Source organism: Kluyvera sp. (genome assembly GCF_047971185.1).
GTDB lineage: Bacteria > Pseudomonadota > Gammaproteobacteria > Enterobacterales > Enterobacteriaceae > Kluyvera.
In genome coordinates this window covers 25,463-50,141 of sequence record NZ_JBKDZH010000064.1, presented here as the reverse complement: position 1 = coordinate 50,141, position 24,679 = coordinate 25,463, and the positions used below count along the sequence as shown (strand labels likewise).

Genomic DNA, 24,679 nt, shown 5'->3' with positions numbered 1-24,679 from the left:
ATTACGACCGTGAAAAACTGCAGGAGCGCGTAGCGAAACTGGCTGGCGGCGTTGCGGTAATCAAAGTCGGTGCGGCGACCGAAGTTGAAATGAAAGAGAAGAAAGCCCGCGTTGACGATGCCCTGCACGCGACCCGTGCTGCGGTAGAAGAAGGCGTGGTTGCTGGTGGTGGCGTTGCGCTGGTGCGTGTAGCCGCTAAGCTGGCTGGCCTGACCGCTCAGAACGAAGATCAGAACGTCGGTATCAAAGTTGCGCTGCGCGCAATGGAAGCACCGCTGCGTCAGATCGTCTCCAACGCCGGTGAAGAGCCGTCTGTGGTGACCAACAACGTGAAAGCGGGCGAAGGTAACTACGGTTACAACGCGGCAACTGAAGAAGACGGCAACATGATCGACTTCGGTATCCTGGACCCAACCAAAGTAACCCGTTCTGCTCTGCAGTACGCGGCTTCCGTGGCTGGCCTGATGATCACCACCGAGTGCATGGTGACCGACCTGCCGAAAGGCGACGCGCCTGACTTAGGTGCTGCTGGCGGCATGGGTGGCATGGGCGGTATGGGCGGCATGATGTAATCGTGCGCTATACCCCATAGCAACAAGAAACCCCCGCGCAGAAATGCGCGGGGGTTTTTCTTTTAGTCATCTTTTTAGTATAAGGTTTACACGCGGACGACATGCGTCCAGCTCATTGATTGTGGGGATTAACATGCAGGTAAAATTTTTAGCAGGGATTGTCGGCGCGGCATTGCTGTTAGCGGGCTGTAGCTCTACCACCGAGCTGACCTCAGCCGGTCAGAGCGTGCGCTTTGTCGAAGATAAGCCGGGCGCAGAATGCCAGCTGCTGGGCACTGCTAAGGGCGCGCAGAGCAACTGGCTTTCCGGCCAGCAGGGCGCAGAAGGCGGCTCAATGCGCGGGGCGGCAAACGCGCTGCGTAACCACGCGGCGGAAATGGGCGGCAACGTGATTTACGGTGTCAGCAGCCCGACGCAAGGCATGCTCTCCAGCTTCGTTCCTACCGACAGCGAAATGAACGGCCAGGTTTATAAGTGCCCGAACTGATGCGTTCTAAACCCTCTCTTAGTCATTAAGAGAGGGTTGGCTCCTCTTCTTATCGCTGGCGCAGCTGCAAATCCAGCGGCGTCTTGCTTGGCTCACCGCCAATCTCGCGCGCCAGCTTCGGCACCATATAGCCGGAAACCAGCGTTAACAGCTCCCGCATAATTTCACGCGCTTCGTCATCGCTGACGAGGAAGTGCGCCGCGCCCTGCACTTTATCCAGCACGTGGAGGTAATAGGGCATCACGCCGGCGTCAAACAGCGCGTTGCTGAGGTTGGCCAGCGTCCGGGCGTTATCGTTCACCCCGCGCAGCAGCACGCTCTGGTTGAGCAGCGTCACGCCGATCTGGCGCAAGCGCGACATGGCTTCGCGAAACTCGGCGTCGATCTCATTGGCGTGGTTGATGTGGTTCACCAGCAGAATCTGTAATGGTGAACGTGCGAAACGCGCGACCAGCGTATCGGTGATGCGCGCCGGAATGACGATCGGCAAGCGGCTGTGGATGCGCAGACGCTTAATGTGCGGAATGGCCTCCAGCTGCGTGAGCAGCCAGTCCAGCTCGTGGTCCTTCGCCATCAGCGGATCGCCGCCGGAGAAGATAATTTCGTCAAGCTCCGGATGCGCACCCACGTAGTCCAGCGCCGCCTGCCAGTTGCGCTTGTTGCCCTGATTATCGGCATACGGGAAATGGCGACGGAAACAATAGCGGCAGTTTACCGCGCAGCCGCCCTTCACCAGCAGCAGGGCGCGGTTATGGTATTTGTGCAGTAAACCGGGTACCACGCTGTGCTGCTCTTCCAGCGGATCGGTTGAGAACCCCGGCGCGGCGATAAACTCTTCTTGCGACGTCAGTACCTGGCGCAAAAGCGGATCGTTCGGGTTGCCTTTTTCCATACGCGCGACGAATGCGCGCGGAACGCGCAGGGCGAAAAGACGCTTAGCCTCGCGGCCAGCGAGCAAATTTTCATCGGCGTCTATATTCAAAAGACGGAATAGTTCATCCGGATCGGTGAGAACATCGGCAAGTTGTATCAACCAACCTTCTCTGGATGGGGTATTTAGGGTTACAATATGCGCCATTTTGTGGCTAAGCTACCATTTAACAATTTCAGAGGGCCTTATGGCGACTTACTATAGCAACGATTTCCGTGCTGGTCTTAAAATCATGATGGACGGCGAACCGTACGCGGTTGAAGCCAGCGAATTCGTTAAACCAGGTAAAGGTCAGGCGTTCGCGCGCGTTAAGCTGCGTCGTCTGCTGACCGGCACCCGCGTAGAGAAAACCTTCAAATCTACCGACTCTGCAGAAGGCGCAGACGTTATCGATATGAACCTGACTTACCTGTACAACGACGGTGAGTTCTGGCACTTCATGAACAACGAAACCTTCGAACAGCTGTCCGCTGACGCGAAAGCGATCGGTGACAACGCGAAATGGCTGCTGGACCAGGCTGAGTGCATCGTGACCCTGTGGAACGGCCAGCCGATCGCAGTGACCCCGCCGAACTTCGTAGAACTGGAAATCGTAGAAACCGATCCAGGTCTGAAAGGCGACACCGCAGGTACTGGCGGCAAGCCGGCTACCCTGTCCACTGGCGCAGTGGTTAAAGTTCCGCTGTTCGTCCAGATTGGCGAAGTGATCAAAGTCGATACCCGCTCCGGCGAATACGTATCCCGCGTGAAGTAATTCATGCTTTGATCCGTTCGGCGCAGCAATCATGCTGCGCCAGCCGCTCTCCTGCTGTTCCCCGCTTCGTCTTGTTCTGAAAAAAATCGCTGAGATCCAGCATCCTGTATGAAGTTGTCTATGCTTATTGAGCAAGATAACTAAAACTGACACAAAGGATGATTATTATGGTGAAAAAAGCGATCGCAGCATTTTTTACAGTTCTGGTTCTCTCCTCTGCTTTAACCGCGTGTAATACGACTCGAGGAGTCGGTCAGGATATTTCGGATGGGGGTAATGCTATTTCTGGTGCCGCCACTAAAGCGCAGCAGTAATTTTGCCCTGACGGTACAGCGGGCCGTTGTACCGTCATTTGCCCTTCTCTATAATAGTCTGCTCATACCTGAAACCTTACGGGACGACCCGTAAGCGTATCTCTCATCCGGGGACGGCCCCATCGTTATGGAGCCAAGCATGTCCTGGTTAGTTCTTTTTATTGCCGGTCTTCTTGAAGTGGTCTGGGCCGTTGGCCTGAAATACACCCATGGGTTTAGCCGTCTGATGCCGAGCGTCATCACCATCGTGGCGATGGTCGCCAGCATGGCGCTGCTGTCGTGGGCGATGAAAAGCCTGCCGGTGGGCACGGCCTATGCGGTATGGACGGGGATTGGCGCGGTGGGCGCGGCGATTACCGGTATTCTGCTGCTGGGTGAATCCGCCAGTCCGCTGCGTATCGCCAGCCTGGCGCTGATTGTGGTGGGGATTATTGGTTTAAAAATGAGCGCGCATTAATGACCCCGGCGTCGGCGTAAACGCCTTGGCCGGGCTACGATGCAGCATCAGATTGTAGCTCGGCCAAGCGAAGCGCCGCCGGGTAGCGGCACCGCGTTAGATAAACAGCACGCCGACCAGCGTCACCACCGTCAGAATCGCTGCCAGACCGTAGAACACCCACTTGCCGTTTGGCACATGGATTTTCAGGTCGTGCATCGCGTGGTGAATACGGTGTAAACCGCACCACAGCGGCAGGACGATCATCAGGAAGATAAACGCGCGGCCAATCAGGCTCTGGGCGAAGCCCAGTACGCGCTCGTAGCTGAACGCGTCGCCGGAGGCCATCAGCGGCAGCAGGATGCCGACCAGCAGCACCATCACCGGCGCGATGATTGCGCTCCACATGCCGCCCGCGCCAAACAGGCCCCAGAATACCGGCTCATCGGAACGTTTTGGATTAGGGTTAATCATGCCAGTCTCCTTACCAGAACAGGGCGATAAACAGAATCACCACGCTGACCACCGCGGTCACCACCCAAAGCCCTTTAATAATTGGCTCTGGCCCCATTTTCTCACTTTTGACGATGATGTTGGCGGCCTTCGGCGCCAGCTCAAACCAGGTTTTGGTGTGCAGCAGCGCGGCGGCGAGGGTAATCAGGTTCAGCACCACCACGATGGGGTTTTGCAGAAAACCGACGTACCCGGCCCAGCTCTCCGCGCCGTGCTTCAGCGCAAACAGCCCGTAGATCAGCACGATGCTGAACCACACCGTCGGCACTGCGGTGCCTTCACGCAGCATATAGAAGCGATAAAACGGCAGCGTTTTCCACCAGGTGGACGGCATTGGCCGTACATAGGGTTTGCGTTTAGTCGTCATCATGCACTCCTTAGCGTGGTTTCAGGGTAGCGATAAGAAAGTCTTTCGAGCTTTCTACTTTACCCTGCTGAATAGCGGCGGCCGGGTCGACGTGTTTCGGGCACACTTCGGAGCAATAGCCGACAAAAGTACAGGTCCAGACGCCATTCTGGCCGTTCAGCTGCGCCATACGCTCTTTCTTACCGTGGTCGCGGCTGTCTTCGTTATAGCGATGCGCCAGGGTAATCGCCGCCGGGCCGATGAACTCAGGATTCAGGCCAAACTGCGGGCAGGCGGCATAGCACAGGCCGCAGTTGATGCAGCCGGAGAACTGATGGTATTTCGCCATCTGCGCCGGGGTCTGGGTATTTGGCCCCTGATCCGGCGTGCGCGGGTTGCCGATAATGTAGGGCTTGATGGCTTCCAGGCTCTCGATAAAGTGGGTCATATCGACCACCAGATCGCGCTCGATAGGGAAGTTTGCCAGCGCCTCGACCTTGATTCCCTTGGTGTATTCACGCAGGAAGGTTTTACAGGCCAGCTTCGGCACCTTGTTAACCATCATGCCGCAGGAGCCGCAGATCGCCATACGGCATGACCAGCGATAGCTCAGGTCCGGCGCGAGGTTATCTTTGATGTAGCCCAGCGCGTCAAGCAGCGAGGTTTGCTCATCGTAAGGCACCTCATAGAAGACGCTGTGCGGTGCGCTGTCCACTTCCGGGTTGTAGCGCACGATCTCAACTTTTAAATTCTGCATCTCAGCCATTCGCCGTCTCCTTCTTCTCGGCCGCTTCGGCTTCCGCGCCGTACACGCGTTTTGCCGGTGGCAGGGTCGTTATCTTCACATCGCTGTAGTCGAGGCGGGTAGTGCCGTCGGCGTCGCGGAAGGCGAGGGTATGCTTGAGGAAATTGACGTCGTCACGTTCGGTGCAGCCTTCGTCCAGACGCTGATGCGCGCCGCGGGACTCTTTACGCGCCATCGCCGAGTGTGCCATACATTCGGCGACGTTCAGCCCGTGGCCCAGCTCTATGGTGTAGAGCAGGTCGGTGTTGAAGACGCTGGAGGTATCGGTGATGCGCACGCGCTTGAAGCGCTCCTGCAGCTCGGCCAGCTTATCGATGGTTTTCTGCATCAGCTCCGGCGTACGGTAGATACCGCAGCCTTCTTCCATCGACAGCCCCATTTCGTCGCGGATTTTCGACCAGTTTTCGTTGCCTTCCTGGTTCACCAGCGTTTTCAGACGGTTTTCGATATCGCTGACCTGGGCGTCCAGCGCGCTGCCGTTGGCTTCACCGGCCGTGGCCGCGCGGGCCATCGCCTGTTCGCCGGCCATGCGGCCAAACACCACCAGTTCCGCCAGCGAGTTGGAGCCGAGGCGGTTTGCGCCGTGCAGGCCCACGGAGGAACATTCGCCAACGGCAAACAGCCCTTTAATGCGGGTTTCGCACTGCTGGTCGGTTTCGATGCCGCCCATGGTGTAGTGCGCGGTCGGGCGTACCGGAATCGGCTCTTTCACCGGGTCGACGCCCACGTAGGCTTTCGCCAGCTCGCAGATAAACGGCAGGCGTTCCAGCAGCTTTTTCTCGCCGAGGTGGCGCAGGTCAAGATAGACCACGTCGCCGCGCGGCGTCGGCACGGTGTTGCCTTTGCGCCATTCGTGCCAGAAGGCCTGGGAGACTTTGTCTCGCGGGCCCAGCTCCATGTATTTGTTTTTCGGCTCGCCGAGCGGGGTTTCCGGGCCCATGCCGTAATCCTGCAGGTAGCGATAGCCGTTTTTGTTGACCAGAATACCGCCTTCGCCGCGGCAGCCTTCGGTCATCAGGATGCCGGAACCCGGCAGGCCGGTCGGGTGATACTGCACGAATTCCATGTCGCGCAGCGGGACGCCGTGGCTCAGCGCCATGCCCATCCCGTCGCCGGTAACGATGCCGCCGTTGGTGTTATAGCGATAGACGCGGCCTGCGCCGCCGGTCGCCATCACCACCGCGTTGGCGCGAATCTGCACCAGCGTGCCTTCCATCATGTTCATCGCCACCAGGCCACGGGCCTGACCGTCGTCGACCAGAATGTCGAGGACGAAGTGTTCGTCAAAACGTTGGATTTGCGGGAACTGTAAGGAGGTCTGGAACAGGGTGTGCAGCATGTGGAAGCCGGTCTTATCGGCGGCAAACCAGGTGCGTTCGATCTTCATCCCGCCGAAGCGGCGGACGTTAACGCTGCCGTCAGGACGGCGGCTCCACGGGCAGCCCCACTGTTCCAGCTGGGTCATTTCGGTTGGGCAGTGGTGGACGAAGTAATCTACGACATCCTGTTCGCAAAGCCAGTCGCCGCCGGCGACGGTGTCGTGAAAATGGTACTCGAAGCTATCATGGTCCTGTGCGACGGCAGCGGAACCGCCTTCAGCGGCCACGGTGTGGCTGCGCATAGGATAAACTTTTGAGATCAAAGCAATTTTGGCTTTCGGGTTGGCCTGAGCGGCTGCGATAGCAGCGCGTAGTCCCGCTCCGCCTGCGCCTATAATGGCAAGATCGGCTTGAAAGGTTTGCACGACATTCCTCCAGATTTTTGTTATTTCACAACACGCTACGTGGGGGGATATCACGTGGCCTGCGCAAAAACGTTTCCACTGCTCCTTTATGGGTAAAGCAGTATACCCGTCGGGTTGGTGGGGAAATTTGATGTGTTCGATTTTTTTGTCGTTATGTGCGCTTTATTTATCACTGTAGCTGATGAATTACGTTATGGAATTACTTGAGGAAATGTTCCTTCCCTTATATCGAGAAATCACTGCGCAAAATTTGTGTCATGTGACGCTTGCGGGTAGACTTCGTGCCCTTGTCTGTAATCGGAGAAATAACCATGAGCGAGACGGCAACCTGGCAGCCGAGCGCATCCATCCCTAACCTGTTAAAACGCGCGGCGTTGATGGCGGAAATCCGTCGCTTCTTTGCCGACCGCGGCGTACTGGAGGTGGAGACGCCCTGCATGAGCCAGGCGACGGTGACTGACGTACATCTGGTCCCGTTTGAAACACGTTTCGTCGGTCCGGGGCATTCCCAGGGAATGAACCTTTATCTGATGACCAGCCCGGAGTACCACATGAAGCGCCTGCTGGCAGCAGGATGCGGCCCGGTGTTTCAGCTGTGCCGTAGCTTCCGCAATGAAGAGATGGGGCGTCATCACAACCCTGAATTCACCATGCTGGAGTGGTATCGCCCGCACTTTGATATGTATCGCCTGATTAACGAAGTGGACGATCTGCTGCAACAGGTGCTGGAGTGTCAGCCGGCGGAAAGTCTTTCTTATCAGCAGGCGTTCCAGCGCCACCTGGAAATTGACCCGCTGTCGGCGGATAAAACGCTGCTGCGCGAAGTGGCGGCGAAGCTCGACCTGAGCAACGTGGCCGATACCGAAGAAGACCGCGATACGTTATTGCAGCTGCTGTTTGCCTTCGGCGTAGAGCCGCACATTGGTAAAGAGCGCCCGACGTTCGTTTATCACTTCCCGGCAAGCCAGGCGTCGCTGGCGCAGATCAGCGCGGAAGATCACCGCGTGGCGGAGCGCTTCGAGGTGTACTTTAAAGGCATGGAGCTGGCGAATGGCTTCCATGAGCTGACCGACGCCCGCGAGCAGCAGCAGCGCTTCGAGCAGGATAACCGCAAGCGCGCGGCGCGCGGTTTGCCACAGCAGCCGATTGACCAGAATCTGCTGGATGCGCTGGCCGCAGGCCTGCCGGACTGTTCCGGCGTGGCGCTGGGCGTTGACCGCCTGATTATGCTGGCGCTGGGCGTCGAAACGCTGGCCGAGGTGCTGGCGTTTAGCGTCGATCGGGCATAAGTCTGATAATTTACCATTATGCAACATAAAATGGCGCATCACGCGCCATTTTCTAGTCATATCTTCCCGAAATCCCTTTTATAGCCACAAGAATGCTCTGGATGTTTGCTATCATCCGGCCAGCATATCCTCGCGTTGATTTTCCGCTGCCTTGTTGCTGACAAGCCCGCAGCGCCGCTGCCCTGTCGACGTGTAAAAAAAACGATCCACAGTGAGGGAAGGTCATATGACCCCATCAATAAAAAAGATGAGCCTGATTGGTCTCATCCTGATGATATTTACGTCCGTTTTTGGTTTTGCCAATAGCCCGTCCGCCTTTTACCTGATGGGATATAGCGCCATTACCTGGTATATATTTTCGGCATTATTATTCTTTATTCCATTTGCCTTAATGATGGCTGAAATGGGATCGGCCTACCGTAAAGAAGAGGGCGGTATCTATTCCTGGATGAATAATAGCGTGGGCCCGCGCTATGCATTTATTGGCACCTTTATGTGGTTCTCTTCATACGTTATCTGGATGGTCAGCACCTCGGCGAAGGTGTGGGTACCGTTCTCCACTTTCCTGTTCGGTTCCGATATGACCCAGCACTGGGGCTTCGCGGGGCTGCAATCTACCCAGGTAGTGGGATTGCTGGCGGTGATATGGATGGTGCTGGTTACCGCCGTGGCGGCGAAAGGCATTAATAAAATCGCCCGCATTACCGCCGTTGGCGGTATCGCCGTAATGTGCCTGAATCTGGTTTTATTGTTAGTCAGTATTGCGATTCTGTTATTAAACGGCGGTCACTTTGCCCAGCCGATTAATTTCACCGCTTCACCAAACCCAGGTTATCAATCTGGCCTGGCGGTATTATCGTTTGTGGTCTTCGCCATCTTTGCCTACGGCGGTATTGAAGCGGTGGGCGGCCTGGTGGATAAAACCGATAAGCCGGAAAAGAACTTCGCCAAAGGGATTGTATTCGCTGCAATTGTTATTTCCATCGGCTATTCGCTGGCGATTTTCCTGTGGGGCGTGAGCACCAACTGGCAGCAAATTCTCAGCGACCGTTCGGTTAACCTTGGCAATATTACCTACGTGCTGATGACCAGCCTCGGCGCCACGCTGGGCAACGCGCTGCACCTGTCGCCGGAAGCGGCGGCCACCGTGGGCGTGTGGTTTGCGCGTATCACCGGGCTATCGATGTTCCTCGCCTATACCGGCGCATTCTTTACCCTGAGCTACTCGCCGCTGAAGGCGATTATTCAGGGCACGCCGAAAGCGCTGTGGCCGGCTTCCATGACGCGGCTGAACGAAAACGGCATGCCGTCGACGGCGATGTGGATGCAGTGCGTGCTGGTGAGTCTGTTTATTCTGCTGGTGTCGTTTGGCGGTGATACCGCATCGGCGTTCTACAACAAACTGACGCTGATGGCGAACGTGTCGATGACCCTGCCGTACCTGTTCCTGGCGCTGGCCTTCCCGTTCTTTAAAGCGCAGGCGGATCTCGAACGTCCATTCGTGATTTTCAAAAGCAAAACGTCGACCGTGCTGGCCACGAGCGTGGTGGTGCTGGTGGTGACGTTCGCCAACATCTTTACCGTGATTCAGCCGGTGATCGAAGCAGGAGACTGGAGCAGCGCGCTGTGGATGATCGGCGGGCCAATCTTCTTCTCGCTGCTGGCGATGGCGATTTATGAAAACTATCACCGCCGTGTCAACGTTCAGCCGAGTCTGGCGACGGAATAGTGCCCGATGGCGCTACGCTTATCGGGCCTACGATGCAATGGTAGGCCGGGTAAGCGCAGCGCCACCCGGCAGTTTGTTAACGCCTAATCTCAAAAATCGCCGCCGAACGTGGCGGCATCGTGACCGTTAATACGTCATTGTCCCAGGCCGTTGCGTGTTGCACGGTGGATGGATATCCCTGAACTATCTTACCTTTCAGCCCAGTTAGTGGGAGTTCACAGCTCGCCTGATCGCCTTCGCGCCGCCACACCGCCAGCCATACTTTTCCATCCTCGGCCTGCATCCCCAGCGCCACCCACTCGTCGGTAAAGCTCGACAGCCCCAGCGGCCAGAACGGCAGCGCCGTTTTCAGCTGTGCGCGCAGGGTTTTGTAGTAGCGAATGGCCTCCTGTACCTGACGGAACCCCGGTTCGGACAGCTCGGCCAGATGGCCGCTCTGGTGAATGCGCAGCAGCATCGCCGACACCTGATTGAAAATCACCGCCTGTTCGTCGTCGTCGCGCAGCGGATAGGACCAGATTGCCGCCTGTTCCGGCGTCACCGCCGTTGGCGCATTGGCGGCGATGGTGGCGTATTTGAGGTAATCTTCCTGATCGCTGGTGGATTGAATCGAGCAGCGGCTCAGCATCGCGTAGTCCATACGCAGACCGCCGCTGCCGCAGTTTTCGATAATCAGCTGCGGATAGCGGGTAAAGACCGCGTCGAGCCACGCCAGATAGGCGCGGTTATGTTTGAGCAGGCCATCACCGGCGCTGTCGGCGTCCTGCTCAGTACCGATGCCCGGCTCAATGTTGTAGTCCATCTTGATGTAGCCCACACCGTACTCGGTGACCAGACGGTCGATAACCTCGTCGGCATGGCGCAGCACCGCCGGGCTGGTAAAGTCCAGCTGGTAGCGGCTGCGGTCAAAGACCCGCTTACCGTGGCGCATAAAGAACCAGCTGTCGTCGGTTTCCGCCAGCTTCGGCGACTTCACGCCCATCACTTCCAGCTCCAGCCACAGCCCGGGAATCAACCCCTTCTCACGGATGTAGCCAATCACGTACTGAATGCCTTCCGGGAAGCGCTCGGCGCTCGGCAGCCACTGGCCGACGCCGTTCCACCATTCGCCTTTGTCATACCAGCCACAGTCGATACAGAAGTACTCCGCGCCCGCCTCAGCGGCGGCATCGATCAGCGGCAGCAGCTTCGCGGTGGTGGGGTCGCCAAACAGGCAGTTCATGTAGTCGTTGAAGATAACGCCCAGCCGCTGGTTGTCGTCGTTGACGCGACGCGTGCGACGGCGATACTGCGTAAGGGTGGCGATAGCGTCGGTAAAGCCCGATTGCGTGACGCCAACCGCCACCGGCACCGAGCAAAATTCATCGCCCGGCTGCAGGTTTTTAAACCAGTGATGATAAAACTCGTTGGGTCCGCCGATTTGCAGATACAGGTGGTTGGCCTGATCGCCAATTTCCCAATGCCAGGAACCGTTGTGTTCAATCTGCCAGAACAGCCCCGTGCCGGTGTGCTTATCTTCCAGATAGCCCATCGGCAGATACTCTTTGCTCGACCAGGCCCCGGTGTTGGTGTAGTGCAGCGGCTTTGATGAGCGCTGTAGGCCTTTCTGGATGCAGGGCATAAAGCCCAGTTCATCAAAGGTGTACTGGCGCCACTGAAGCTCGCGAGTCCAGCTGTTGTGGGGGATGTGCAGACTAAAGTTGTCTCCCCAGTTCTTTGCGCTCTCTTTCTCGATACCGTTAATCACGAAGCTGGAGAGGTACTCGACGGTAAACGGCACATCGCCGCGGTTGCGGATAACGCTCCAGCTGCGCAGCAGCGAGAGGCGAGAGTAAAACTGGTAGTGCACCTCCACCTCGGCGGCGGTATTCACGTCGAAAAGCGTAAACACCAGCTTGCGACCGTCGGCGTTGCGGGTGTCCTCGTGCTGGCGGTAGCCCAGCGTGTAGCCCGGCGCGGTAGCGGTGAAGCCAGCGCCGTGGCGCTCCAGCGGCTTATCGAGGCCGGAGATATTCACTTCCACCAGGTTAAAACGCGACAGTTCATCGGCGTTGTGGCCGAGGGTGTCGGCGTTAAACGGTAGGGCGGAAAAGTGCAGCAGACGCGCCCTGTCCTGTAAATCAAAGACCATGGTGATGCCGTTTTCAATCACGGTAAATAAGGCTGACATAGCGACTCCTGAAAGACAGCGTTAGGCCGCAGGCGCGGGTTGCAGCACCCGATTGCCTGAAAGCGTAAAGACGGAAATAACGGTGAAGCACAGCGCAATCGCGCCAAGGATGGTGTACGACTCTTTAAAGCCCATCACGTCGTACATATTGCCGATGGCGGTGCTCATAAAAATCTGGCTGAACTGTTTGGCGAACTGGAAGCCAATCAGGTAGACGGTGGCGGAGAGCCGCCAGTCGAAGTTGGCGGAGATATATTTCAGCGTGGCGATAATCAGGATCGAGCTTTCAAAGCCGTGCAGCAGCTTCATGGTAGAAATCAGGATCGGGCCGGTCGCCATTGCGCTGCCGATGATGCGGAACGCCATGATAAAGCCGCAGTAGAGCAGGGCGTTTTTCGGCCCGATGCGGTTAACGATCGCCGGGGCGAAGAACATGGTTAGCGCATCAAGGAAGATTTGCACCGTGTACAGGTAGCCAAACACCTCCGCGCCGCGTTCACGGGTGGCAAAGAAGCTGCTGTAGTAAACGGCGAACTGCTGGTCATAGGTTTCATACACCGCGCCGACGCCCACCATGTAGAGCACCAGGAACCAGAAGCGGCGGGTTTTCAGCAGGGCGAGTACGTCGCCGCGATCGATCTTCAGCCGCTGCGGGTTCAGCGCATCCGCGCCGCCGTCCTGGCCCGGACGGAAGAAGCACAGCAGCGCCGCCAGCACCAGGCCGGCGCAGCTGGCCATGATAAAGATGTAGTCAGGATTGATGGCGAACAGCTTGCCGGAGATAAACGTCCCGACCGCCGCACCGATGCCGCCCCACATTCTGGCGCGGCCAAATTCAAAGCCTTCCAGGCGCGAGACTTTATCAATCCATGCCTCGCAGATACCGCAGCCGCAGCCGAACGCCAGGCCGATAAACGCGCCGCCCGCCAGCGCCCCGGCGATGATGTTGATTTTCAGCAGCGGCGCGAAGACAAAGATCCACCACGGCGCGAAGGCGATCATCAGACCGGCCAGCATCCACATCAGGTGCTTACGGAAATTCAGCTTGTCGGCCAGTATGCCGAACACCGGTTGGAAGACCACGGCCACGATGGCGATGCAGGTATACACCATGCCGACTTCCGTTGAGTCGATGCCGATTTTTTCCGTGAGCCACAGCGACAGCCAGGGGAAGCAGGCACCCCAGCAGATGAAGAAAAAGAGAAACCATATGCTGGAGAGCAGGTAGTTCTCTTGCTTAACACCCCTTGCCAGTAACATATAAAACCTCATTTTTAGTAAACAAGATATTGTTACTTTAAAAATTAACCTGTCTTCAGGGGAAGAAAACGGTGAGCGAAGCGTGAATGCGATCATGTTTATCCGCGAACTGAGCAATATATTTCATGCAGATAGCGGCATCATCCATACGTCATGGCGCGCTGGTGCGGGAAGGCGCGATCTGTCGTTGCGGTGAAATGCGCATAAAACTATAGTGAACAAAACCATGTTTCTTTTTTCGGGAGCGTCATGACGAAGCCGGTCAGGATCAGAAGTATTGCCGAGGCGTGCGGGCTTTCCGTCGCGGCGGTGTCCCGGGCGCTGAAAGGGCAGCCGGGACTTAAGGAGGAGACCCGCCGGCGGGTGATGGCGGTTGCGCAGGAGATGGGCTATGACTTTTCCCGTCTGCGCGGCGACAAGGTGAAGCGGGTGCTGTTTTTACTGCATCGCCAGCATGATATCGCCCGCGCGCTGCCGTTTTACTCGCTGCTGCTGCTGGGCGTGGAGGATCACTGCCGCGAAAAAGGGATCGCCATGAGCTTTTTGTCGATTGGCCCCGGCGACAACATTGAGGAGCAGATTGCGCTGCATCACCCGGATGCGCTGATCTGCGCAGGGTACTTTGAAAGCACGCTGATTATGGCGGTGCAGAAAACCCAACTGCCGATGGTGTTGGTTGACCTATGGGCGCCCGACCTGCCGTGCGTTAACGTCGATAACCAGCGCGGCGGCTATCTGGCGACGCGCCACCTGATTGATACCGGCCGCAAGCGCATTGCCTTCCTTGCCAGCACGGCAACCCACTACAGTATTCGCCAGCGCGAGAAGGGCTACCGTCAGGCGCTGTACGAGTCGCAGATGATGATGCCGCCGGAGTATGAGGTGATTGCTTCGCCGCTGGTCGATACCAGCCAGTCGCTGGTGACGGCGATGAATGAGCTGCTGTCGCTGGCGGAGCCGCCTGATGCCATCTTTGCTTATAACGACGTTACGGCGATTGCGGCGATGAATATCTGCGAACAGCGCGGCTTCCGCGTGCCGCAGGATATTGCGATTGTTGGCTTTGATGATATTGAACCCGCCGCCTGGAGCCGTCCGGCGCTGACCACGATTGCGGTGGATAAGCATCAGCTAGGCTATCGCGCGGTTGGGCTGCTGCTGGAAGAGGTGACGGCGGCGGATGAGATGCTGCCGGTGGCGCTGGTGGTGAGAGGCAGTACCGGCAAAGCGCACAATAAAAAATGAGCGCCGGATGGCCCCTCGCTTCTTTGAAGAGAGGGGCCATCGCGCCCCGCTTTTACAGGCTCCCCGGCATACGACTACCGCGGCCCGTTGAGCTCAGCGTCGTCGCCGTTTTCTTGCCGTTCAAACTCTCCAGACGCATCTGGAACGGTGGGAACGGCATATCAATACCGTGCTCGCGGAAGCCCGCCAGAATCAGCTGATGCAGCTCGTGGCGCAGCGGCATACGGTGCCCCATCTCGGCGGCGTAGATACGCAGCTCGAAAATCTGAATCCCCTGCTGGAGATCCACGAGGAATGCTTCCGGCGCCGGGGTATCAATCACCAGCGAGCAGCGATGCGCGGCGGTCAGCAGGATCTGCGTCACCTCTTCGCTGTTGGCGTCCGACGGCGCAGGCACGCTCAGCACCACGCGGGTCACCGAATCCGACAGCGACCAGTTGATGAACTGCTCGGTGATAAAGGCCTTGTTCGGCACGATAATCTCTTTGCGGTCCCAGTCGCTGATGGTGGTGGCGCGGGTGTTGATTTTGGTCACGCTGCCGGTCAGGTCGCGAATGGTGACCGTATCGCCAATACGAATCGGTTTCTCAAACAGAATGATCAGGCCAGAGATAAAGTTGGCGAAAATCTCCTGCAAACCGAAGCCGAGACCGACACCCAGCGCGGCGACCAGCCACTGCAGCTTCGACCACTCAATACCAATCATCGAGAATCCCACCAGTCCGCCGATCAGCAGCAGCAGATATTTGGTGATGGTGGTAATGGCGTAGCCGGTGCCCGGCGTCAGCGACAGGTGCTGCAGAATCGCCAGCTCCAGCAGCGCGGGCAGATTGCGCACCAGTTGGGTAGTGATAATCAGCACCAGAATGGCGATCAGCACGGCACCGAGAGTAATCGGTTCGATGCTTTCAACGCCCTGCACCGTGGAGGTGACGTCCCACAGCGAAATGTTCTCGAGGAAGCCAAACGCCGAGTGGATTTCCGACCATAGGATAATGACCGATACCAGCGCAATCAGCATCAGAATGGAGCGCACCAGGCGCAGCGACTGCTCGCTGATGGTATCGAGGTTCACTTCGCTCACCTCCTGCTCGGCGGAACCTTCGAGGCTGGTGGCGTGCGTTTCTTCTTCGCCGCGGGCGCGGTGCGCCAGCATTTCGGCGCGCTTGTGCTTCGCGCGGTCAAAGGCCAGACGGCGGCGCTGAATCAGCATCCAGCGGCGGATCACGTGGTAAATCACCAGCAGCAGGAACCAGATGGCGACCGACGTTTCCAGGCGCGCCAGCAGGGCCTGGGCGGTAGCAAGATAGCCAACGGCGGCGGCGAAAATGGCGACCAGCGGCGCGCCGGTCATCAGGTTCCACAGCAGCAGGTTAATACGGTTCTCGCCGCTGCCCTCTTTGTCGAGATAGAGCGGGATCCCGGCGCGCTTCAGGCTGAGGGTGACCACCGCCAGTGCGCCGCAGATCAGGATAAAGCACAGCCTGCCGAGTGAGGCGGAGAACTCACGGTCGTCGAGATTATCGAACATCATCAGCGCCATGATCAGCGGCACGATAAACCCGATGCTCATCAGGTAATAGCGCATGGCGCGCGCCACGCGGTTTTGCGGCCAGCCAAAATGGACGATGAACAGGCCGTTGGTGCGGGCAAAGGTGGCGCAAATCATGACGACCCACAGCAGCGGCACGGTGGCGGTCACGCCGTCGCCTATCGCCACGGCAAGCGGGTAGGGCCACGCCTCCTGTAGACCATAGCCGAGCGTTGCCCACAGCACCGGGAGCGGCGACGCCACCAGAATCGACCAGAACACCGTGCGCATGGTCAGCCAGAAGTGGTCCTGGGTGACTTTTCCCACGCGGGCGCTGGAGCGCTCGAGGAAGCGCGTGAAGTGTTTTCGCGAGCTGATGCTGAAGCCGACCAGCAGCAGCGCGGCAAACAGCGGGATCAGCGTCTGGCGGCTGGTCAGCATCATCACGCTGGCTTTGCCCAACTGGCTGAAGGTGTCGAGCGAGATAAGACGGCGCAGGTCCTGCACGATTTCAATCGGCCAGCTGAAGTCGATAGGCCGCACGTCGGAGGTCCAGAACAGATAGCGGTGGGTGGCTTCGTTCACCTCTTTGAGCGCGTCTTCCAGCTGGCTGTTGGAGACCTTCAGCTTGGTCAGCTCGAGGATCAGCGTGTCGCCGCCCTGTAGCAGCGAGTTCAGCAGCTCGCGCTGGGTGCGCAGCTGGGCTTCCAGAATGCGGTTTTCTTCGTTGGTCAGCGGCTGGCCGTCAGTCTGGCGAATCTGGCGCAGCTGCGGCTGCTTGTTGAGCAGGTCTTCGTAGCGCAGGCGATGAACACGCAGCTGCGCCATCTCGGTATCGAGCTGCTGCGGCTTCGGCATCTCCGGCAGACGCGCCACCTGGGCGCGCAGGGCTTCGCCCAGCAGATTCGACGATCCCAGCCACTGAGACTGCTCGCGCAGGGTATTTAACGCCTGGCGTACTTGCAGCGTCTGATTGGTGGCCTGACGCTGCTGAGAGGCCACCAGGTCCATCCGCTGCGCCTGTTGGTTCAGCGCCTGGGAAAGTTCGCGGTTGATTCTGAACTGCGCGACGATGCCGGCCGGCAGGTTTTCGCTGTTTTCCGCCAGCAGTTCGGTGCTCTCCAGCGCCCGTTCCGCTTCGCGCTGGCGCTGGCTGTTGAGCTGATTACGCAAGGCTTGCAGATAGGCGTCGAGCTGCTCGCTCTGCTTCTGCGCCAGCTCGGAGCGCATGCGCGCCAGCTCCTGACGGTTGTTGGCGGAAAGCTGTGCCAGCTCCAGCTCATCGACCAGCGCTTTCAGCTTGCTGGAGTCGGCCTGCAGGCTGAGCGTTTGCGCCTGAGCCAGCGGCGTGTTGCCGGTCTGGGTGCCAATACGGCGTTCAATCTCGTTGAGCTGGCGACGAGCATCGGTCTGCTGCTGCGGTAGCTGGTTGAGGGAGTCGGCGATATCGCGGGCGCGTTCCTGCTCCTGCTGGGCCTGACGGCTCTTTTCGAGCAACTGGCTGCTGACCTGCAAAATCTCCTGGTTCAGCGCGTCGGTCGTCATGCCGTCCGGCACCTGCTGGGGTTCATCGCGCAGGTTGTTGAGCTGGTTACGCAGCGTCTGGGAGAGTTTGGGGAAGTTGTCGATGACCTGCTGGTACTGCGCTGCGCGCTCGATGGAGCCTTTTTGCTCTTCTAGCGCGGTGAGGGCGCTTTGCAGCGCCTCGACGGTTTCAGGCTGGGCGGGCTTCGCCGCCTTCGCCTGTTCTAATTCCTGGGCAATTTGCCGGGCATTGGGGGCCGTTGCTGCGAACGCCCCCTGGCTGAGGCACCAGGCCATCAGTAAAGTGATAATCAGGCGCACGTCAGACCCTTATTCTGTAATTAGCTTTTTTCTGGCGTATCGTCAGCCTGCGGGGCGACGTCCTGCTCGACGACCGTTTCGGCGACCGGTTCAACCACCGCTTCGACTACGGGTTCGACCACCGGTTCTGCTACCGCTTCGGTAGACACGGCCAGCGGCTCGCCCAGACGGGTGACGGAGAGGTTTTGCAGATGCTCAACCAGCGTCACTTTGCCCGGCGCAAACAGGTTAATGACCGTTGAGCCCAGCTTAAAGCGGCCCATTTCCTGGCCCTTCAGCAGCGCGACGGAGCCTTCCTGATCGCCCGCCGGGTAGGTCCAGCGTTTGATGATGCCTTCGCGCGGCGGGGTGACGGTGCCGGACCACACGGTTTCGATGCTGCCAACGATGGTGGCGCCGACCAGGATCTGCGCCATCGGGCCGAATTCGGTGTCGAACAGACAGATAACGCGTTCGTTACGGGCAAACAGGTTAGGTACGTTCTGCGCCGTCAGGTGGTTGACGGAGAACAGATCGCCCGGCACGTAGATCATCTCACGCAGGATACCGTTGCACGGCATGTGAACGCGGTGATAGTCGCGCGGCGACAGATAGGTGGTGGCGAAGGTGCCGTTGCGGAACAGGTCGGCCATGATGTAGTTGCCGGCCAGCAGCGCTTCCAGCGAATAGTTATGGCCTTTCGCCTGCAAAATTTTGTCGTCTTCAATGGCGCCCAGCTGGCTGATTGCGCCGTCGGCCGGCATGACCAGCACGCTTGGGTCGGTGTTGACCGTGCGGACGTCTTCACGCAGCGGGCGAACGAAGAAATCGTTAAAGGTGCGGTAGCTGGCAGTATCCGGCTTTTGCGCCTCTTTCATATCGACCTTGTAGAACTTCACGAACAGATCGATAACCAGTTTGGTCAGCCATCCCGCTCGTTTGCTCGCACCCCAGCCTGCGAGACGCGTAAGCCACAGTTTAGGCAGAATGTATTGCAGTGAAAGTTTAAACGAGTTTAACAAGGTAGCCTCCAGGCCATTATGTGTCGATCCTGATCCAACGCCAGGCGTTGGATCTTTCAAGAAAAGCGGCCGATTCTAGCGAGAGTTGACGAAAATGTCAGTCGGCAAAATCATAGTTCTCAATTATCGATGTCTAAAAAGTTTTTACGCGTTTTTACCTGCGCCATGGTTTCCAGAATGCGGTGATAATTGGCAAAACGCGTCTCGGCGATCTTCCCTTCTTCTACGGCTTCGCGGATAGCGCAGCCCGGGTCGGTGTCGTGCTTACAGTCGCGGTATTTGCAGTGGCCGAGATAGTCATGGAATTCGACAAATCCGTTGGTGATTTGTTCCGGCTCGAGGTGCCACAGGCCAAATTCACGCACCCCGGGGGAGTCAATCACGTCGCCGCCGTGCGGGAAGTGGTACAGGCGCGCCGCCGTGGTGGTGTGCTGACCCAGACCGGAGACATCGGAGACGTCGTTGGTCAGGATGCGGTCGTCGTTCAGCCCCAGAAGGGCGTTCAGCAGGCTCGATTTCCCGACGCCAGACTGCCCGGCAAAGATGCTGATACGGTTGGTCAGCGCTTCTTCCAGCGGCTTTAAGCCATCCTGAGTATGGCTGGAGGCCATCAGAACGGTATAGCCAATCTTACGGTAGATATCCATCTGCTCGTTGACGAACGCCATGCCTTCATCGTCCAGCAGATCGATTTTATTCAGCACCAGCAGCGGCTCGACGTTGAGCGTTTCGCAGGCCACCAGATAACGGTCGATAATATTCAGCGACAGCTCCGGCAAAATGGCGGAGACGATGACGATCTGATTGATATTGGCGGCGATCGGCTTCACGCCGTCGTAAAAGTCCGGGCGGGTGAGTACCGACGTACGCTCGTGAACCGCTTCGACGATCCCTTTTACGTTGACGCCTTCAGCAGCGGCTTTGCCCGGACGCCAGACGACGCGGTCACCGGTGACCAGCGAACGGATAGTGCGGCGGATGTTGCAGCGGTGGGTTTCGCCATCGGCGGACTCCACGTCGGCGTGCATCCCAAAGCGGCTGATGACGATGCCTTCGGCGGCTTCGCCAAACAGATTATCGTCGTAATCGGGCTTCTCCGCGGCAGTTGTCAGGCGGCGCTGGTGGTTGGCCTTAACGCGGCGCTGTTGACCTTTGGAGAGTTTATTTTTACTCAATCGTGCTGACTCCTGGTCGCCCCTGTGGGGCAAAACCTCTATGATACACGCTAATTAATACTAGTTAACCCGCAGCGGCAGGTTAGATAAGAAGGGTGGAAAATAACATGAGTGCAGATGAAAACAACCTGATTTGGATCGATCTGGAGATGACTGGCCTGGATCCCGAGCGCGATCGCATTATTGAAATTGCTACGCTGGTGACCGATGCGCATCTCAATATCCTGGCGGAAGGGCCAACTATCGCCGTCCATCAGTCTGACGCTCAACTGGCGCTGATGGATGACTGGAACGTGCGTACCCATACCGGTAGCGGCCTGGTGGATCGCGTAAAGGCGAGCACCATGGGCGACCGTGAAGCCGAACTGGCGACGCTGGAGTTCCTGAAGCAGTGGGTGCCGGAAGGTAAATCGCCCATCTGCGGCAACAGCATCGGGCAGGACCGTCGCTTCCTGTTTAAATACATGCCGGAGCTGGAAGCCTATTTCCACTATCGTTATCTGGACGTCAGCACGCTGAAGGAGCTGGCGCGCCGCTGGAAGCCGGAAATTCTGCCGGGCTTTAAAAAGCAGGGCACTCACCAGGCGATGGATGATATTCGCGAGTCGGTGGCGGAGCTGGCTTACTATCGCGAGCATTTTATTCAACTTTAAGGTGTAAATGGGATGAATCGGCGTTAAAATAATCAACCTGCCGATTTATCCAGCAGTTGAACGAATTTTTTAAAAAATCGCTTCAGGGGGGGTTGCAGGGGGAAAGAATTCTCGTATAATGCGCCTCCCGTAACGAAGCAGAAATGCGAATTACGACAGCAACAAAAATTGCCAGATTTTGCGGGAATAGCTCAGTTGGTAGAGCACGACCTTGCCAAGGTCGGGGTCGCGAGTTCGAGTCTCGTTTCCCGCTCCAAAAATTTGAAAGCAGTAGCAGTACCAAGCACCCAAGCGGGAATAGCGCAGTTGGTAGAGCACGACCTTGCCAAGGTCGGGGTCGCGAGTTCGAGTCTCGTTTCCCGCTCCAAAATTTGAAAGCAGTACAACAGTACCAAGCACCCAAGCGGGAATAGCTCAGTTGGTAGAGCACGACCTTGCCAAGGTCGGGGTCGCGAGTTCGAGTCTCGTTTCCCGCTCCAAATTTTCTTCCACAATAAAATCACTTCCACAACGTAATCAGCCGTTGAGGTTGTTTTTTTCGTTTCCGAAATACTCTTGTAAACAGACTTATCCACAGGCTGTCATCAGCTTCTTCGCACGCTAATTTTATTAAGATTTTTACAAATTTATTTATCTCATTGATATATATAGAGATATATCGTTTCAAAATGTTAGCGAGATCGCTTGACGAACTTTGGCGCGTTGAAACGCAATGCCTTTTTATTTTTACTCACAGGCTGTGAATAGATCAGGCGTCGCGCGGCAGACCTTTTTCCACCACCCTTACCAGACGCTGTTTCTTCGCTAGCTGGACCTCTATCGCTCCCTCATTACGACGCGCAATTTGCTGCGCAATCGCCCATGTTATGTGCTCATCGAGAAGTGGGTGCTCACCTCGGCGACTCTCCAGCGCGTTAAGCGCGGCTTCGCTCCACGGCGCGTTGCCGAGCGCGACGGCAATATTGCGTAGCCAGCGCAGGTGGCCGATCCGGCGAATGGCAGACCCTTCGGTGACTTTCAGGAAATGCGCCTCGCTCCAGGCGAACAGTTCGATAAGTTCGGGCGCATGCAGCGCTTTGCGCGGGCTGAAGTCGGCTTCGTCGGTCAACTGAGAGAAGCGGTTCCACGGGCAGATCAGCTGGCAGTCATCGCAGCCGTAAATACGGTTGCCAATAAGCGGGCGAAATTCTTCCGGGATCGCGCCTTCCAGTTCAATGGTCAGGTAGGAGATGCAGCGGCGGGCGTCGACGGTATAAGGCTCGACGATGGCGCCGGTGGGGCAGATGGTCATGCAGGCCACGCAGCGCCCGCACTCTTCGGCCACCGGCTGGTCGATTGGCAGAGGGATATCAACCAGCAGCTCGCCGAGGAAAAAGAACGATCCGGCGTCGCGGTTGAGAATAAGTGAGTGCTTACCTGTCCAGCCGATACCGGCTTTTTCCGCTAATGGGCGCTCCAGAATAGGCGCAGAGTCGACAAACGGTCTAAAATTCAGCGAGACGCACCGTTCCTGAATCATTTCGCCGAGCTTTTTAAGGCGGTTACGCAACAGCTTATGATAATCACGCCCCAGGGCATAACGGCTGACGTAACCGAGTTCGGGGTTTTTCAGCGTGCGGGCAAACGCCGCATTGGCGGGAAGGTAGTTCATACGAACGCTAATCACCCGGAGCGTTCCGGGCTGCAGTTCGTGCGGACGCGCGCGCATCATACCGTGACGCGCCATCCATTCCATCTCGCCGTGGTATTGTTTATCCAGCCATGCCTGCAATTTGGGCTCGGAGGCGCTGAGATCGGTATCGGTGATGCCGACCTGCTGAAACCCCAGTTTAGTGCCCCACTGTTTGATTTGTTGCGCTAATTGATTGAGATCGAGGGGCTGTGACATGACGGACCATACATTGACAAGAAACCCCCACAGTATACCACACTCCATTTGGCCTGCGGATGCGCTGCGTCGCGCCGAAAAAGCGGCGGCAGCGGATCTCGGCATCTCCCTTTACGAATTAATGCAGCGCGCCGGTCAGGCGGCGTTTGAGGTGGCTCGCGCCGAGTACCCCGCGTCGCGTCACTGGCTGATCCTTTGTGGCCACGGCAATAACGGCGGCGACGGCTACGTGGTGGCGCGTCTGGCGCAGGCGGCGGGAATTCGCGTCACGCTGCTGGCGCAGGATAGCGAAAAACCGCTGCCGGACGAGGCCCACGCCGCGCGCGAGGCCTGGCTGGAAGCGGGCGGTGTTATCCATGCGACGGATATCCTGTGGCCAAAGAATACCGATCTGATTATTGATGGCCTACTGGGTACTGGGCTGCAAAATGCGCCACGTGACCCCATCGCAAGCCTGATTGCGCAGGCGAACCGTTTTCCGGCGCCGATTATCGCGCTGGATATTCCCTCCGGGCTGAACGCCCAGACCGGCACCACGCCCGGAGCGGTGATTGACGCTGCCCATACCATCACGTTTATTGCCCTGAAGCCGGGGCTGCTGACCGGAAAAGCCCGCGACGTGGTCGGTACGCTGCATCATCATGCGCTGGAATTAGAGTCGTGGCTGGCGGAGCACCCGACGAATATTCAGCGGCTGGATGCTTCCCAGCTGGCGCAGTGGCTGACGCCGCGTCGCCCGACATCGCATAAAGGCGATCATGGCCGGCTGGTGGTGATTGGCGGCGATCACGGTACCGCCGGGGCCATTCGTATGACCGGTGAAGCGGCGCTGCGGGCGGGGGCGGGATTGGTGCGCGTACTCACGCGAGCGGAAAACGTCGCGCCGATTATCACCGCCCGCCCCGAGCTGATGGTGCACGAGCTGACGCCGCAGCTGCTTGATGAAAGCCTCGAGTGGGCCGATGTGGTGGTGATTGGCCCCGGTTTAGGCCAGACGGAGTGGGGCAAGCAGGCGCTGCGAAAAGTGGAGAACGTCCGTAAACCGATGCTGTGGGACGCCGACGCTTTGAACCTGCTGGCATTCAATCCGGATAAACGTCACAATCGCGTGATCACGCCGCACCCCGGCGAGGCCGCGCGTTTACTCAACTGCCGGGTGGCAGAAATTGAGAACGATCGCTTACTTTCTGCGCAGCGTCTGGTACAACGTTACGGTGGCGTCGTGGTGCTGAAAGGCGCGGGGACGGTGGTGGCCGATGAACGCGGCCCACTCAGTATTATTGATGCCGGAAATGCCGGCATGGCCAGCGGCGGCATGGGCGATGTGCTCTCGGGCATCATTGGCGCATTGCTGGGGCAGGCCTTATCGCCGTATGATGCAGCGTGCGCAGGGTGTATTGCCCACGGCGCGGCGGCAGACAGGCTGGCCGCGCGCTATGGCACCCGCGGAATGCTGGCGACCGATCTCTTTTCCACGCTACGGCGTGTTGTTAACCCGGATGTGATTGACGTAGACCATGATTAATCGAGTGATTCCTTTACCTGACGAGCAGGCAACCCTGGACCTTGGCAACCGAGTGGCGCAGGCCTGCGTCGGCGCAACGGTCATCTATCTGTACGGCGATTTAGGCGCGGGGAAAACCACCTTCAGCCGCGGTTTTCTGCAGGCGCTGGGGCATAACGGCAACGTCAAAAGCCCGACCTATACGCTGGTCGAACCGTACCAGCTCGATAACCTGATGGTTTACCATTTTGATCTTTACCGCCTTGCGGATCCCGAGGAGCTCGAATTTATGGGGATCCGCGATTACTTCGCTAACGATGCCATCTGCCTGGTGGAATGGCCGCAACAGGGCGCAGGTGTTCTGCCCGAGCCGGATATCGAAATACACTTAGAATACCAGGCGCAAGGGCGTGAGGCGCGCATTGCCGCGGTCTCCTCATTAGGTGAGTCTCTGCTGGCGCGGTTAGCCGGTTAATTTAAGGGATCC

22 protein-coding genes and 3 tRNA genes are annotated in these 24,679 nt (G+C 57.9%); 14 read left to right on the top strand and 11 right to left on the bottom strand.

Annotation, left to right across the window (positions count from 1 at the left end):
• Positions 1 to 572 (top strand): TCP-1/cpn60 chaperonin family protein (locus ACK5JN_RS17665; RefSeq protein ID WP_416871352.1); only part of this gene is annotated, 572 nt, incomplete at its 5' end.
• A gap of 133 nt (positions 573 to 705) precedes the next feature.
• On the top strand, positions 706 to 1,059 hold the full coding sequence (locus ACK5JN_RS17660) for a DUF4156 domain-containing protein (protein WP_416871351.1): 354 nt from the start codon (positions 706 to 708) through the stop codon (positions 1,057 to 1,059).
• A 49-nt stretch (positions 1,060 to 1,108) separates the two neighbouring features.
• Here the strand turns inward: ACK5JN_RS17660 and epmB are convergent, their stop codons facing one another.
• Positions 1,109 to 2,137 carry an EF-P beta-lysylation protein EpmB gene (epmB, locus tag ACK5JN_RS17655; protein WP_416871350.1) on the bottom strand — a complete coding sequence of 343 codons (1,029 nt, stop codon included), beginning with the start codon at positions 2,135 to 2,137 and terminating at the stop codon, positions 1,109 to 1,111.
• Positions 2,138 to 2,177: 40 nt separating this feature from the next.
• Between epmB and efp the strand changes: the two genes are divergently transcribed.
• From efp to sugE, 3 genes are all read left to right on the top strand, one after another.
• Positions 2,178 to 2,744: an elongation factor P gene (efp, locus tag ACK5JN_RS17650; RefSeq protein ID WP_163447350.1), complete on the top strand. Its 567-nt coding sequence runs from the start codon at positions 2,178 to 2,180 to the stop codon at positions 2,742 to 2,744.
• Between the two features lie 167 nt (positions 2,745 to 2,911).
• Complete coding sequence (gene ecnB / locus ACK5JN_RS17645; RefSeq protein WP_395596572.1) at positions 2,912 to 3,058, top strand: lipoprotein toxin entericidin B; 147 nt, start codon at positions 2,912 to 2,914, stop codon at positions 3,056 to 3,058.
• 139 nt (positions 3,059 to 3,197) lie between these two features.
• Positions 3,198 to 3,515: a quaternary ammonium compound efflux SMR transporter SugE gene (gene sugE / locus ACK5JN_RS17640; RefSeq protein WP_416871349.1), complete on the top strand. Its 318-nt coding sequence runs from the start codon at positions 3,198 to 3,200 to the stop codon at positions 3,513 to 3,515.
• A gap of 96 nt (positions 3,516 to 3,611) precedes the next feature.
• Here sugE and frdD read toward each other — a convergent pair whose 3' ends face one another.
• From frdD to frdA, 4 genes are read right to left on the bottom strand one after another with little or no spacing between them, the layout of a single operon-like run.
• Positions 3,612 to 3,968: a fumarate reductase subunit FrdD gene (gene frdD, locus ACK5JN_RS17635; protein WP_064546815.1), complete on the bottom strand. Its 357-nt coding sequence runs from the start codon at positions 3,966 to 3,968 to the stop codon at positions 3,612 to 3,614.
• A 10-nt stretch (positions 3,969 to 3,978) separates the two neighbouring features.
• Entirely contained in the window at positions 3,979 to 4,374 is a 396-nt protein-coding gene (frdC, locus tag ACK5JN_RS17630) for a fumarate reductase subunit FrdC (protein WP_416871353.1), read from the bottom strand.
• 10 nt (positions 4,375 to 4,384) lie between these two features.
• Entirely contained in the window at positions 4,385 to 5,119 is a 735-nt protein-coding gene (locus ACK5JN_RS17625; RefSeq protein WP_416871348.1) for a succinate dehydrogenase/fumarate reductase iron-sulfur subunit, read from the bottom strand.
• On the bottom strand, positions 5,112 to 6,902 hold the full coding sequence (frdA, locus tag ACK5JN_RS17620; protein ID WP_416871347.1) for a fumarate reductase (quinol) flavoprotein subunit: 1,791 nt from the start codon (positions 6,900 to 6,902) through the stop codon (positions 5,112 to 5,114). The genes ACK5JN_RS17625 and frdA overlap by 8 nt, the downstream gene beginning before the upstream one ends.
• Positions 6,903 to 7,213: 311 nt before the next feature.
• On the opposite strand from frdA, the gene epmA reads away from it, so the two are divergent.
• Both epmA and yjeM read left to right on the top strand, forming a co-directional pair.
• The gene (gene epmA / locus ACK5JN_RS17615; RefSeq protein ID WP_416871346.1) at positions 7,214 to 8,191 is read left to right on the top strand and encodes an elongation factor P--(R)-beta-lysine ligase; all 978 of its coding nucleotides are present in this window, start codon (positions 7,214 to 7,216) and stop codon (positions 8,189 to 8,191) included.
• Positions 8,192 to 8,417: 226 nt separating this feature from the next.
• Positions 8,418 to 9,920, top strand: coding sequence for a glutamate/gamma-aminobutyrate family transporter YjeM (gene yjeM, locus ACK5JN_RS17610; protein ID WP_416871345.1), 1,503 nt, complete (start codon positions 8,418 to 8,420; stop codon positions 9,918 to 9,920).
• Positions 9,921 to 9,996: 76 nt separating this feature from the next.
• Here the strand turns inward: yjeM and ACK5JN_RS17605 are convergent, their stop codons facing one another.
• Positions 9,997 to 12,090 (bottom strand): glycoside hydrolase family 36 protein, encoded by a 2,094-nt coding sequence (locus ACK5JN_RS17605; RefSeq protein ID WP_416871344.1) that lies wholly within the window; start codon positions 12,088 to 12,090, stop codon positions 9,997 to 9,999.
• Positions 12,091 to 12,111: 21 nt separating this feature from the next.
• Entirely contained in the window at positions 12,112 to 13,350 is a 1,239-nt protein-coding gene (locus ACK5JN_RS17600) for an oligosaccharide MFS transporter (RefSeq protein WP_416871343.1), read from the bottom strand.
• Positions 13,351 to 13,599: 249 nt separating this feature from the next.
• Here ACK5JN_RS17600 and ACK5JN_RS17595 point away from each other — a divergent pair, with 249 nt between their 5' ends.
• A complete protein-coding gene (locus ACK5JN_RS17595; protein ID WP_416871342.1) occupies positions 13,600 to 14,595 on the top strand; it encodes a LacI family DNA-binding transcriptional regulator in 996 nt (331 codons plus the stop codon).
• Positions 14,596 to 14,647: 52 nt separating this feature from the next.
• Here ACK5JN_RS17595 and mscM read toward each other — a convergent pair whose 3' ends face one another.
• The 3 genes from mscM to rsgA form a co-directional block, all read right to left on the bottom strand.
• The gene (gene mscM / locus ACK5JN_RS17590) at positions 14,648 to 17,971 is read right to left on the bottom strand and encodes a miniconductance mechanosensitive channel MscM (protein WP_416871341.1); all 3,324 of its coding nucleotides are present in this window, start codon (positions 17,969 to 17,971) and stop codon (positions 14,648 to 14,650) included.
• A gap of 20 nt (positions 17,972 to 17,991) precedes the next feature.
• A complete protein-coding gene (gene asd / locus ACK5JN_RS17585) occupies positions 17,992 to 18,972 on the bottom strand; it encodes an archaetidylserine decarboxylase (protein ID WP_416871340.1) in 981 nt (326 codons plus the stop codon).
• Between the two features lie 119 nt (positions 18,973 to 19,091).
• Positions 19,092 to 20,147 carry a small ribosomal subunit biogenesis GTPase RsgA gene (rsgA, locus tag ACK5JN_RS17580; protein WP_416871339.1) on the bottom strand — a complete coding sequence of 352 codons (1,056 nt, stop codon included), beginning with the start codon at positions 20,145 to 20,147 and terminating at the stop codon, positions 19,092 to 19,094.
• A 107-nt stretch (positions 20,148 to 20,254) separates the two neighbouring features.
• On the opposite strand from rsgA, the gene orn reads away from it, so the two are divergent.
• The 4 genes from orn (at position 20,255) to ACK5JN_RS17560 (ending at position 21,279) form a co-directional block, all read left to right on the top strand.
• Positions 20,255 to 20,800, top strand: coding sequence for an oligoribonuclease (gene orn / locus ACK5JN_RS17575; RefSeq protein ID WP_416871338.1), 546 nt, complete (start codon positions 20,255 to 20,257; stop codon positions 20,798 to 20,800).
• A gap of 180 nt (positions 20,801 to 20,980) precedes the next feature.
• Positions 20,981 to 21,056 (top strand) — tRNA-Gly (locus ACK5JN_RS17570).
• A 35-nt stretch (positions 21,057 to 21,091) separates the two neighbouring features.
• Positions 21,092 to 21,167 (top strand) — tRNA-Gly (locus ACK5JN_RS17565).
• A gap of 36 nt (positions 21,168 to 21,203) precedes the next feature.
• A tRNA-Gly gene (locus ACK5JN_RS17560) sits at positions 21,204 to 21,279 on the top strand.
• 269 nt (positions 21,280 to 21,548) lie between these two features.
• Here the strand turns inward: ACK5JN_RS17560 and queG are convergent.
• Positions 21,549 to 22,688, bottom strand: a complete 1,140-nt coding sequence (queG, locus tag ACK5JN_RS17555; RefSeq protein ID WP_416871337.1) for a tRNA epoxyqueuosine(34) reductase QueG — start codon at positions 22,686 to 22,688, stop codon at positions 21,549 to 21,551.
• Between queG and nnr the strand changes: the two genes are divergently transcribed.
• Both nnr and tsaE read left to right on the top strand, forming a co-directional pair.
• Positions 22,687 to 24,213, top strand: a complete 1,527-nt coding sequence (gene nnr / locus ACK5JN_RS17550; RefSeq protein ID WP_416871336.1) for a bifunctional ADP-dependent NAD(P)H-hydrate dehydratase/NAD(P)H-hydrate epimerase — start codon at positions 22,687 to 22,689, stop codon at positions 24,211 to 24,213. The genes queG and nnr overlap by 2 nt on opposite strands.
• Positions 24,206 to 24,667: a tRNA (adenosine(37)-N6)-threonylcarbamoyltransferase complex ATPase subunit type 1 TsaE gene (gene tsaE / locus ACK5JN_RS17545; protein ID WP_416871335.1), complete on the top strand. Its 462-nt coding sequence runs from the start codon at positions 24,206 to 24,208 to the stop codon at positions 24,665 to 24,667. Before nnr ends, tsaE begins: the two co-directional genes overlap by 8 nt.
• Positions 24,668 to 24,679 lie beyond the last annotated feature (12 nt).